This is a genomic window from Blautia sp. MSJ-19 (assembly GCF_018918125.1).
In the GTDB taxonomy this organism is placed as follows: Bacteria; Bacillota; Clostridia; order Lachnospirales; family Lachnospiraceae; genus Blautia_A.
Genome location: NZ_JAHLQA010000047.1, coordinates 48,162 through 59,628, shown reverse-complemented (window position 1 = coordinate 59,628; position 11,467 = coordinate 48,162). Strand labels below are relative to the sequence as shown.

General features: G+C 39.5%; 13 protein-coding genes, 1 tRNA gene and 1 pseudogene. 10 read left to right on the top strand and 5 right to left on the bottom strand.

The features are described from left to right. The 3 genes and pseudogenes from KQI91_RS16005 to KQI91_RS15995 form a co-directional block, all read left to right on the top strand. Positions 1 to 252 (top strand): annotated as a pseudogene (locus KQI91_RS16005) (hypothetical protein); the annotation flags it as partial. A 3-nt stretch (positions 253 to 255) separates the two neighbouring features. Further along, complete coding sequence (locus tag KQI91_RS16000) at positions 256 to 627, top strand: PBECR3 domain-containing polyvalent protein (RefSeq protein WP_216393739.1); 372 nt, start codon at positions 256 to 258, stop codon at positions 625 to 627. Positions 628 to 812: 185 nt separating this feature from the next. Beyond that, positions 813 to 1,277: a hypothetical protein gene (locus tag KQI91_RS15995; RefSeq protein WP_216393738.1), complete on the top strand. Its 465-nt coding sequence runs from the start codon at positions 813 to 815 to the stop codon at positions 1,275 to 1,277. Positions 1,278 to 1,565: 288 nt separating this feature from the next. Here the strand turns inward: KQI91_RS15995 and KQI91_RS15990 are convergent, their stop codons facing one another. Then, positions 1,566 to 1,958 (bottom strand): helix-turn-helix domain-containing protein, encoded by a 393-nt coding sequence (locus KQI91_RS15990; RefSeq protein WP_216393737.1) that lies wholly within the window; start codon positions 1,956 to 1,958, stop codon positions 1,566 to 1,568. A gap of 175 nt (positions 1,959 to 2,133) precedes the next feature. Here KQI91_RS15990 and KQI91_RS15985 point away from each other — a divergent pair, with 175 nt between their 5' ends. The 6 genes from KQI91_RS15985 to KQI91_RS15960 all read left to right on the top strand — a co-directional run bounded on the left by KQI91_RS15985 (position 2,134) and on the right by KQI91_RS15960 (position 6,730). Further along, positions 2,134 to 2,364, top strand: coding sequence for a hypothetical protein (locus tag KQI91_RS15985; protein ID WP_216393736.1), 231 nt, complete (start codon positions 2,134 to 2,136; stop codon positions 2,362 to 2,364). Positions 2,365 to 2,379: 15 nt separating this feature from the next. Continuing rightward, a complete protein-coding gene (locus KQI91_RS15980) occupies positions 2,380 to 3,210 on the top strand; it encodes a DUF6017 domain-containing protein (RefSeq protein WP_216393735.1) in 831 nt (276 codons plus the stop codon). Beyond that, positions 3,210 to 3,671 carry a hypothetical protein gene (locus tag KQI91_RS15975; protein WP_216393734.1) on the top strand — a complete coding sequence of 154 codons (462 nt, stop codon included), beginning with the start codon at positions 3,210 to 3,212 and terminating at the stop codon, positions 3,669 to 3,671. The genes KQI91_RS15980 and KQI91_RS15975 overlap by 1 nt, the downstream gene beginning before the upstream one ends. Before the next feature lie 388 nt (positions 3,672 to 4,059). Continuing rightward, the gene (locus tag KQI91_RS15970; protein WP_216393733.1) at positions 4,060 to 4,242 is read left to right on the top strand and encodes a hypothetical protein; all 183 of its coding nucleotides are present in this window, start codon (positions 4,060 to 4,062) and stop codon (positions 4,240 to 4,242) included. 1 nt (position 4,243) lies between these two features. Continuing rightward, positions 4,244 to 5,401 (top strand): site-specific integrase, encoded by a 1,158-nt coding sequence (locus KQI91_RS15965; protein WP_216393732.1) that lies wholly within the window; start codon positions 4,244 to 4,246, stop codon positions 5,399 to 5,401. A 393-nt stretch (positions 5,402 to 5,794) separates the two neighbouring features. After that, positions 5,795 to 6,730, top strand: coding sequence for a site-specific integrase (locus tag KQI91_RS15960; protein ID WP_216393731.1), 936 nt, complete (start codon positions 5,795 to 5,797; stop codon positions 6,728 to 6,730). 19 nt (positions 6,731 to 6,749) lie between these two features. On the opposite strand, the gene KQI91_RS15955 is transcribed toward KQI91_RS15960, so the two are convergent. The 4 genes from KQI91_RS15955 to KQI91_RS15940 form a co-directional block, all read right to left on the bottom strand. After that, a tRNA-Leu gene (locus tag KQI91_RS15955) sits at positions 6,750 to 6,829 on the bottom strand. 88 nt (positions 6,830 to 6,917) lie between these two features. Then, positions 6,918 to 8,210: a diaminopimelate decarboxylase family protein gene (locus KQI91_RS15950; protein ID WP_216393730.1), complete on the bottom strand. Its 1,293-nt coding sequence runs from the start codon at positions 8,208 to 8,210 to the stop codon at positions 6,918 to 6,920. Between the two features lie 41 nt (positions 8,211 to 8,251). After that, positions 8,252 to 9,133: a rhomboid family intramembrane serine protease gene (locus tag KQI91_RS15945; RefSeq protein ID WP_216393729.1), complete on the bottom strand. Its 882-nt coding sequence runs from the start codon at positions 9,131 to 9,133 to the stop codon at positions 8,252 to 8,254. A gap of 63 nt (positions 9,134 to 9,196) precedes the next feature. Continuing rightward, positions 9,197 to 10,138: a magnesium transporter CorA family protein gene (locus KQI91_RS15940; RefSeq protein ID WP_216393728.1), complete on the bottom strand. Its 942-nt coding sequence runs from the start codon at positions 10,136 to 10,138 to the stop codon at positions 9,197 to 9,199. Positions 10,139 to 10,337: 199 nt separating this feature from the next. On the opposite strand from KQI91_RS15940, the gene aroC reads away from it, so the two are divergent. Next, positions 10,338 to 11,432 carry a chorismate synthase gene (gene aroC, locus KQI91_RS15935; protein ID WP_216393727.1) on the top strand — a complete coding sequence of 365 codons (1,095 nt, stop codon included), beginning with the start codon at positions 10,338 to 10,340 and terminating at the stop codon, positions 11,430 to 11,432. Positions 11,433 to 11,467: the final 35 nt, after the last annotated feature.

Genomic DNA, 11,467 nt, shown 5'->3' with positions numbered 1-11,467 from the left:
ACCCCTGCTGCCACTATCAAATTATACAATGTCCATTGTGACACTAAAGAAGAATCAGAGCTTATTCTTTCTTATAGGAAATTGAATAAGCATAATCAGGATAGAATACTCACATACTCCCAGAATCTTCTCTCCACCCAACAGATGGAAGATGACGTTCTTGCAGCTCATACCCGTACAGATGTTGAACAAACATCGGAAGGCGTTCAGCATGATCTTGATATTATGAATGATGATTCAGAATGGGAATAGAAAATGAAACCTAAAGTATTTATAACCGCTCCTTTTAATCCACAATTCAATAATTATCTTTCAGAACCTTTAACGCATAATTTCATTTATCAATCAGAAGGTTTGCAAAAACATATTGAAAAAAGACATCCTGAATGTCTCCCTTATTTATCTTTGTTATCTTCTGTTATTGAAGATCCTGATTATATTGGTGTAAATCCAAACGAAAAAGGAACAAGTTTTGAATTGGTAAAAGTTATGAGCGAGAATGTTCAAATAGGTATAAAACTTGATATGGCGGAAGATTATCTCTATGTTGCTACATTGCATACAATTACACCTGGAAAATTACAACACGGGATAGACAATGGTCGCTTAAAAAGATTTGACAAATAGTGAATATATCTTTATAATAATGGCATAAGATAATAACCAAGTAGCAAAGGTCGGAAAGGCCCCCGACACACTCGCAAGAGTACCTGAGATGATGGATACGCCGCCCATCTTGTTACTTGGCTTACTATTAAGGTGTTGCCATTATGGTAACACCTTTTTTATTTCACTTTAAGGAGTGATGCTCATTGACGTATGAACAATTATTAGCTACTGCTGATCAGAATGGTTTATTAGTAAAGGAAAAGGCTCTTGTACAGCATGACGGTTTGCTCAGAGGTAGACGAATAGCAATCCGAAAAGATATAGAAACACAAGCAGAAAAATCCTGTGTACTTGCAGAGGAAATTGGTCATCACTGTACCAGTGCCGGTGACATTTTGGATCAGACCGACATCATGAATCGTAAACAGGAATATCGCGCACGGTTCTATGGTTATAATCTAAAGATTGGATTAACCGGTCTGATTAAAGCCTATGAAGCAGGTTGCAGAAACTTTTTCGAAATGGCTGAGTTTCTGGATGCTACAGAAGAATATCTGAAAGAAGCTATACAGTGTTATAAATCTAAATACGGTGTGTGTACTGCTGTTGACAATTATGTTGTTTACTTTGAACCATTTGCAGTGATGAAATTTGTTGCTGCTGAATAATAAAAACCGCCTCAGTATTGGCGTACTGAAGCGGCTTAGATCTCCGAAGAGATGCTCATTTTGCAAGAATTATTGTATCATCTTCGGGGCAGGCGCACAAGCAGAACATTTGTGTGGCTGTTATTTTTGTACCCAAAATAGTACCTTGAAAACTTTATATCTTCTAAACCCTTGAAAACAAAGGCTTTTTGTGTGTGTTTTATTTGGAAATTTTTTCTTAATTATACCTACTTGATACCTACCCACAAAAAAACAAAAACCGTGCCACTAAAGGTACGGTAATCAACTTTAAAGCAACGCTTGTTGAGGACCTTTTCTATCCTCATTCAATCCTTCCAATTTGCAATAAAGATCTTCTGATATATCAAGCTTAGCAGCCATTTCTTTAGTCGTTAAACCTTCATCTGTACGAAGTAAAAACAAACGGCTGGAAAGTAAATATAATTCTTTACTTATCCGTAATGGACTAATGTTTCCATTAGCCTCATCGGTTCGCCCTAGAAGATAATCAGTTGTCACTCCAAAATAATCTGCAAGCTGTTTTAACACTTCCAGGCTAGGCTCTCGCTTTCCCAGCTCATAATTCTGGTATCCCCTTTCGGATATACCTAAATAAGCTGCGAGGTCCCTTTGTGTTTTTCCTATAGATTTGCGACTTGTTTTTAATCTTTCCGAAAACATATGGTACCTCCTAAAAAATAATAAAGTATATATTGACACGTACAAATTGTTCATGTATAATAAAGTTAACACGAACAAAACGTGTGTGTTTTATTTAGTCTAACCATAGATATAATTCGATAATAACACACTTTGTTCGTGTTGTAAATAAAATACATTTAAGGAGGCACTAATTATGGCAAAAACATGCGAATTAGTCAACACGAGACCAAAAGAAATTGAAGATTACCCACCTATCTTACAAGCAAGACACATTCAGGAATTATTAAATGTCTGCGAAGCAGTTGCTTATCAGATTATGCACACTGAAGGTTGTCCTACCATCAAAATGGGAAAACGAATGGTAGTGCCACGAGATGATTTCTGGGACTTCTTAATGGATCATAAAGGTGTTAACTTGTGGTAAGCGAGGAATTTGCATATGAGTGAAGACAAACGCTTAAATGAAATTATAAGAGTCCAGAAGCGCCCCAGTAGCTTTGTATTGATTGATAAGTCTTTTCTGGAAGATACGCGACTGTCATACAAAGCCAAAGGCATACTCGCCTATCTCTTAAGCAAACCGGACAACTGGAAAGTTATCGTTAGTAACTTAGTTAATTACTCTGTAGACGGCAAGGCATCTGTTTATGCAGGGCTAAAAGAGCTACGAGAATGTGGTTATTATGAAAAAGTTCCCATTCGTAATGATAAAGGACACTTTATTCGCTGGGAATCTACAGTTTACGAATGTCCTGAACCACTTACCGAATTTCGAGAAATGGGAAAACCAGATATGGTTTCTCCATATGTAGAAAAGCAGGAACATAATAATAATTATAATACCAATAAATTAAACATTAGTAATAATCATGTCCAGTCTTGTCAGGGGAAAACGGACCGACAGACGGAAATACAAGCAACACTTGCTTTAATCCATCAAAACATAGATTATTCCGGTCTTAAAATTTCTCACAATGATGATATTGAACTAATCGATGAATTCGTAAGCATCATATTAGATGCTCTCATGTCTCAGAGCAGAACAGTCCGGATAAACGGAGAAGACAAACCCAGAGAACTTGTAAAAAGCAACCTAATGAAATTAACCTATTTGGATATTGAACACGTTCTATTTCAATTTAAAGAGCATGGGCAGTTAATCAAGAAGAAGCCTCAGTACATACTCTCGATGCTATACAACTCATCTATGGAGCTGAACGCCCACTATTCCAACAAGGTACAGGCCAATTGGACGAAAGGAGAACTTTAATGAATAAAGAGCACTTAGAATATAATCTTCGTGATATACGAAAACACAAAGATATTCCTTTTCAGTTAGCAAATGAAGAATTAGCAGATGAACAGTTTCCTTTTATTAAAGCTGAATTTCCCAAGGCTCAAATGGTCAAATATGACATCTTTCAGTACATTGTCGTTACCCGATCTGCTTGGTTAAGGTTGATCAAGGAATTGGAATCTATTGAAGCAAATCACAAACGACATATCGTAGAAATAGAAAAAGCTGTAAATCATCTAAAAACGGCCGACTGGAGACCAGAACAGCCGACAACAAGCGAAGAAATTCAAAAAATGTTCCAAAAAGAAGAACAGCTTCTGGCAGAAAGCCATAAACGAACTATGGAGCGGCACAAAGAAATAATGGCTGCCATTGATAAAGCTTCAATCCAAAAGAAAAAGCCCACTGTTATTGGCGTAACAATGAGCTTGTAGCATAACCACAAAGGGCAATGCAAAATTCTTCTAGCAAAAGAATTATACCACTGCTATTGCCCTTTTATCAAGAACAAAATTGGAAAGGGTACATAAAATGCAAAAGCACGAAGTAATCAACGCGCTCCTTAAAAAATATTCCAGAAGAACCCCAATTCACAAAAGAGGGCTTGAAATTCTTTATGACAGAGCTGAAAGCAGAGGTTATAAAGCCTCAGAGATCAAAAAAGGATTACAGATAATGATTTGTAAAAATTATCTTCGCAAAGAATACACTTATCCCAATAATGATCCGCTTCAGGAGGTCATACATGAACGCATCTACATGGAGGACTGGGAGTTTCGTGATATCTTTAAACACATTTATCTTTAACAGGAGGCAATAGCAATGATTGTAAATAATGTAAACTATATCGTAATCAAAACAGCTGATCTCAATGTGCCTGGCTACGATGAGTTGCCACTTTTGGATATTCCTGTGATGTCAGATGATCAGTGGAACGCTTTATCTCATTCACCAGAACAGCTCAAGTTAAAAGAGCAATATTTGCATCGAAAGGACGGTGAATGATATGGCTAAAAGAGGACAAGGCGAAGGAACTATCTCCAAACGTCCTGATGGTACCTGGTGGGCTCGTATCACTGTTGGCAAAACGCCGGAGGGAAAGCAGAAAAGAAAAGCTTTTTATGGAAAAACAAGAAAAGAAGTACAGGAGAAACTTACTGCTGCACTTAATGACATCAATAATAACACCTACATAGAACCAAGTAAAATGACTGTTGAGCAATGGATGTATCTCTGGTTACAAGAATACAAAAAAAATTCAGTAAAACCCCAGACATATGCAGCCTATGAAGCTCATGTAAGAAACCATATTGCTCCTGATTTAGGCAGTTATAGTTTATCTTCCCTTCGTAATGACATGGTACAACGCTTTGTAAACGGCTTGGTCAATAAAGGATTAACGTCAATTACTATTGAAAGAATCGTAGGTGTCTTAAAAGCGGCCCTGGAACAAGCTGTAAACAATGAATTAATCATCAAAAGCCCTGCAGCACATGTAAAAATGCCATTAAAGCAAGATCGCACACCTAGAGTTCTCACTGTGCAAGAACAAAAACGTCTTATATCTGCTGCCAAAAATCACCGTAATGGTGAGATATTTATTTTAATTCTCGGAACCGGATTACGAATCGGAGAAGCCTTAGCGCTTACCTGGAATGATATTGATTTCTCAAAACATATCTTAAGCGTTACTCGAACACAAATTGAATACTGTGATCATGATAATAATCAAACGACTTATCATCGGGAATACAGTACACCAAAAACTAAGGCAGGGAACAGATCCATCCCTCTTATTCCAGCATTAGTGGATATGCTTTTAAATCTTAAGCAACAACGAGAACATGAAAAGGAAAAATTTAAAAAGGGATATCATGATAATGGATTACTCTTCTGCAACTATTACGGTATATCCTTAAACTATACTACTGTCTATTGTACTTTGCACAGCATTTGTAAAGAAGCAGAACTCGAAGATGTTCATCCTCACACATTACGTCATACTTTTGCTACTAGAGGACTTGAGAATGGTATTGATTTAAAAGTAATGCAGGATCTATTAGGACATTCCAGCATTAAAATGACTGCTGATATATATACTCATGTTCTTTTAGACACAAAGAAAAATTCTATACTAAAGCTTTCTGATACACTTAATATATAAAGAGCTATAAAGGCACTCTGGAAACATTCTGGAATGCCTTTTATCCTATCAAGGTATATACCTACTTTTATACCTAAGAGAAACATATTACATAAAAATCATGTTAAATAATAAAAGAAAGAAGATATAAAGGAAGGCTTAACCCCAGTAAATACAAGGATTTCAAGTCATATAAAAATAATAAGATAAACTATTAATAATGTACCCAATTTTTTTAAGGAAGGTGATATTATGGCGACTGCCAAGAAACTTCCCTCTGGTTCCTGGAGGTGTCAGGTATTATCTCACACAGAAGAATATACCAAACCTGATGGAACTATCGGAAAAAGAAAGATCAGGAAATCTTTTACATGTGATGATCCTACTAAAAGAGGCAAAAGGATTTGCGAACAGATGGCTGCTGAATGGGCTGCCAGCAAGGAGAATCACTCTCCCTCTACTGAATCACTTACGTTTGGAGAAGCTCTGGAAGACTATATCTCTTCACGAGAAAATATTTTATCTCCATGTACAATCAGGGATTATAGAGGGACACAACGAAATTACGTCCAATCCCTCATGAAAATAAAGCTTTCAGACATCACTCAGGAAGATATCCAGAAAGCGATTAACCTTGAATCGGTCAAATTGTCCCCTAAAACCGTCCGTAACATCCATGGCTTAATATCTGCTGTGATACGTGTGTACAGGCCATCTATGGCACTGAATACGGCTTTGCCAAAGAAGAAACGTATTCAATTATACATACCTTCTGACGAAGAAGTAAAAATTCTTATGCATGCTGTACAGGGAACAGAGCTGGAAATTCCCGTTTTGCTTGCTGCTTTTGGTCCGATGAGACGAGGCGAGATCTGTGCACTGGAACGATCCGATATAAACGGTAATATCGTTCATGTCTGCAAAAACATGGTCCGTACGATTGATAACCAATGGATTATTAAAGCACCGAAATCTTTTGCGGGTGACCGATACATTGATTTTCCAGATGAAGTAATCAGGAAATTGCCCAAACGGCCTGGAAGGGTTGTTGATCTGAATCCCGGGCAGCTTACTGATAAATTTGAAAACTGTTTGAAGAAATGTAATCTTCCTCATTTTCGCTTCCATGATCTCAGGCATTACTCAGCTTCGATTCTTCATGCTCTGGGAATTCCGGATGTTTATATCATGCAGCGTGGCGGTTGGGGAAATGATGGAACACTTAAAGCAGTTTACAGACATGCTCTATCCGACAAAGCACAGGAAATGAACAAGCTCGCGAACGAACATTTTGAAGATTTGTTATCTGGTGGTTCTCACGAAGGTTCTCACAAAAAGAAAAAGCCTTGAAAATTCAAGGCTTTTAGAGTGCCGCTGGCCGGACTCGAACCGGCACGGTTTCCCGCTTGATTTTGAGTCAAGTGCGTCTGCCAATTCCGCCACAGCGGCACAGGAACCGAAAATTATATTACCACAATTTTCGGTACACTGCAAGCATTTTCTTAACAATATTTGTTATATCTTTTCAGTTGCCTTTTTATTTAAAAAGTTTCTCTTCATCCTCAAGCATCTTCTCATAAATCGGGAAGCAGTCAAATGTCGCAAAATAATCTCTCGGAGTTTCTGCACGACGAATCATCTCAAAGCTGCCATCCTCATGAAGAAGAATTTCTGCAGATTTCAATTTACCATTATAGTTATAGCCCATTGCAAAACCATGTGCACCTGCATCGTGAATCACAAGAAGATCTCCCATATCTACCTTCGGAAGATAACGGTCAATGGCAAATTTGTCATTGTTCTCACACAGAGAGCCTGTTACATCATACAGATGATCACATGGCTGATCTTCTTTGCCCATAACAGTAATATGGTGATAAGCACCATACATCGCCGGGCGCATCAGATTAACCGCACACGCATCTACGCCAATATATTCTTTGTGTGTATGTTTCTCATGGATTGCCTTTGTAACCAGACATCCGTAAGGTCCCATCATGAAACGACCTAATTCTGTATAGATTGCAACATCGCCCATGCCTGCCGGAACAAGAACTTCTTCGTATACTTTACGGACACCCTCTCCGATCACGCGAATATCATTCGGTGTCTGTTCTGGTCTGTAAGGAATACCGATTCCACCGGAAAGATTGATAAATCCAATGTGAGCTCCTGTTTCTTTCTGAAGCTTCACAGCAAGTTCAAACATAACTTTTGCAAGCATTGGATAATATTCATTTGTTACTGTATTACTTGCAAGAAATGCATGAATACCAAAGTTCTCTGCTCCCTTTGCTTTCAACGTACGGAATGCTTCAAAGATCTGTTCAGTAGTCATACCATATTTGGCATCCCCCGGATTATCCATAATATCATTGCTGATTTTGAACAGTCCGCCCGGATTATAACGACAACTGATAGTCTTCGGAATATATCCAACAGCTTTTTCAACTGCTTCGATATGTGTGATATCATCCAGATTGATAATTCCGCCGATTTCATTGGCATAACGGAACTCTGCCTCCGGTGTGTCATTGGAAGAAAACATGATATCACCCTGTTTGCAGCCGATTGCCTTAGAAAGCATTAATTCCGTCATGGAGGAACAATCACATCCACATCCATATTCCTGAAGAATCTGAATCAGATATGGGTTTGGGGTTGCCTTGACTGCAAAAAATTCCTTGAATCCTTTATTCCATGCAAAAGCTTCCTTCAATGCTTTTGCATTTTCACGGATTCCTTTCTCATCGTAAAGATGAAAAGGTGTCGGATATTTGGCTGTGATTTCCTGGAGCTTTTCCAGTGTTACAAATGGTGTTTTTTTCATAATTTACTCTCCTCGTTGTTTTTATCTCTCCTCATTTTGTACTACTTCACATGTTGATGTGTAAACAGATGATCCTGGCAATATTCGTAATTTCCGTTACATTTGGAGCAGAAACGGAACTCCAGATTCGGATCGTCTTTTTCGGTACGCCCACAGATTGCACATTTGTGTTTGCTGATTCCGCCTGTAGCCGGATTAACCCTGCTCTGTGCCACTGCTTTCTTGAATTTTCTTCTGCGCTGCACTTCCTTTGGATTATACCTCTGCATATTTTTGGTACTGAAGAAAAACAGCACAAAATTCAGAAGGGAGGCCACAATTGGAACAGCCATTACCCACAGGCCAACTCGCACATAAGAAACCATATTATAAACAATAATCGCACCATACACCCATGCCATCCATTTCATTTTGATCGGAATTACAAACCACAGAAGGATCTGCATATCCGGATAAGATGCCGCATAAGCAAGGAACACTGAGAGACTGACATAATAAGTTGTAAATACACCGCCTCCGATCGCATAGGTAATCCCATCGATCACGAGGAAGCCACCTGTTACGAAATACGTAATAAACGCTGCAATCAACACAAACAGCAGTCCTGAAAAAATATACAACGTATAACGAAAACTTCCCCAGGTACGTTCCAGAGAAGTACCTATCGGATAATAGAAAAACAGGATAGAGATTGCAAATAACAGAAAATTCCCCGTACTCGGCGGGTAAATCACCCATGTAACCAGTCTCCACACCTGTCCCTGCAGAATCTTGCCCACATCCAGGCTCATCATACTCAACAGTGACGGATTCATATAAGTAAGCAGATATCCAACCACATAACAGATAATCATGTAGACAGTCAGATTCTGAACGCCACCATAACGTCCAAACTTACGTTCCAGTTTATCGATCCAATTCATAAAATCACTTCTTCTCCTTTTTCAGTTAATCAATACTGTTCGGAAAGATGAATCTGTCCTTTGTCAGAAATATTTCTTTTTGGACAGGAAAAGTGCTGCAATGATACTGGCTGCAATCGAAAGCAGAATAACGATCAGGAATCCCCAGATCGTACTTGAAAAAGGCATACCGGAAGGTGCCAGGTTCATTCCATAAGCACTGAAGATGATCGTCGGGATACTCATGACGATTGTAATCACTGACAGAATCTTCATGACATCATTCAGATTGTTGGAAATTACAGATGCAAATGCATCCATCATGCTCTGCAGGATACCACTGTAGATATTGGCCATTTCAATCGCCTGTGTATTCTCGATGATAACATCTTCCAGAAGTTCAGTATCCTCCGGGTATTTCTTGATACTTTCAAGTTTGATCAGTTTTTCGAGTACGGCCTCATTGGATCGCAGAGATGTCGTAAAGTATACCAGTGACTTCTCCAGCTCCAGAAGCTCGATCAGTTCCTGATTTCGTGGAGAAAAATGAAGTTTTTCCTCAACCTGCTCGCTCTTCTTGTCAATAATACGCAGATATCGCAGATACATACTGGAATTTCTATACAGAATCTGAAGAATAAAGCGTGTCTTCATATAAGTAAAGAAATTACGCACACGGCCTTCCATAAATCTGGTCAGAACCTGTGTATCCTCCAGACAAACGGTAAAGATCATCTTATCTGTAACAATAATACCCAACGGAATCGTACCATACCAGTCCTTGTCATTACGCTCCTCGATCATAGGAACATCAACCAGAATCAGAGTGTAATTATCCTCCACCTCAATACGTGAGCGTTCCTCTTCATCCAGAGGAGCTCTCAGATCATCCACCTCTATCTGAAACTGCTCGGATATTTCAAATATCTCTGTTGCCGTCGGATTTGTAAGGGCAACCCAGCAGCCATCCTGAGGTTCCTGAATTTCATGAATAGCTCCGTCTGATGTACGAAACATTCTAACCACGATTACACTCCCTTTCCACTCTCATTTTTGGTCATATGGTCAATTATAAAATGTGGCAGGATTTTTGTCAATTCCAACCGAATTGTATTTACAAAAAAATTTATCCGATTTATACATTAAAGTGGCAAAGTGCAAATGGTAGACTTTCTATATTTAATGTGTTAAGATTAACTACAGTAATAAGGGAGGACTCAATCTTATGAATAAATCCAGCTTCGGTACACATTTTACCGTAACAACCTGGGGAGAATCCCATGGAAAAGCACTTGGGGCTGTTGTAGACGGCTGCCCGGCGGGACTTTCTCTCTGTGAAGAAGATATCCAGAAATTTCTCGACAGACGTAAACCGGGCCAGAGCCGATACACCACTGCCCGCAAAGAAGGCGATCTCGTTGAGATCCTGTCCGGTGTATTTGAAGGAAAGACAACCGGTACTCCAATTTCACTGATGGTACGCAATACAGACCAGCGTTCCAGAGACTACGGAAATATCGCATACTCCTATCGACCAGGGCATGCGGATTATACGTTTGATGCCAAATATGGTTTTCGCGATTACCGTGGTGGTGGACGTTCTTCCGGAAGAGAGACTATCGGACGTGTAGCTTCCGGTGCGATCGCGTCCAAAATCCTGGATTCTATGGGAATTTCTTTCTGTACCTATACAAAATCCATCGGTCCGGTTTCCATTTCAAAATTTGAACCGGAAGAAATCAATAACAATGCTTTTTACATGCCAGACGCAGCTGCAGCTGCCAAAGCAGGAACCTATCTTGAAGAATGTATGAAAAACCAGGACAGTGCGGGCGGTGTGATCGAATGCCGGATCAGTGGAGTTCCGGCAGGCCTTGGCAATCCGGTCTTTGAAAAGCTGGATGCCATGCTCGCTCAGGCAGTCATGTCTATCGGTGCCGTCAAAGCTGTTGAGATTGGTGATGGCACGGAAGTTGCCCGCAGCAATGGATCTTCTGATAACGATGGTTTCCATATGGATAACGGTCAGATCGTCAAGACCAGCAATCATGCGGGTGGCATCATGGGAGGAATCAGCGATGGCAGTGAAATCATCCTGCGCGCTTATATCAAACCGACTCCATCCATCAGCCAGCCACAGGATACCGTAACCAGTCAGGGAGAAGATATTTCTCTTGAGATTCACGGACGTCACGATCCGGTCATTGTTCCAAGAGCCGTTGTTGTCGTAGAATCCATGTGTGCGCTTACAATCACAGATGCCCTCTTTGTCAACATGACATCCCGTCTGAATCGCATTCAGGAATTTTATTCCAGATAGATCCGGTGTTTATAAACATCTGTTTTCCAATATTT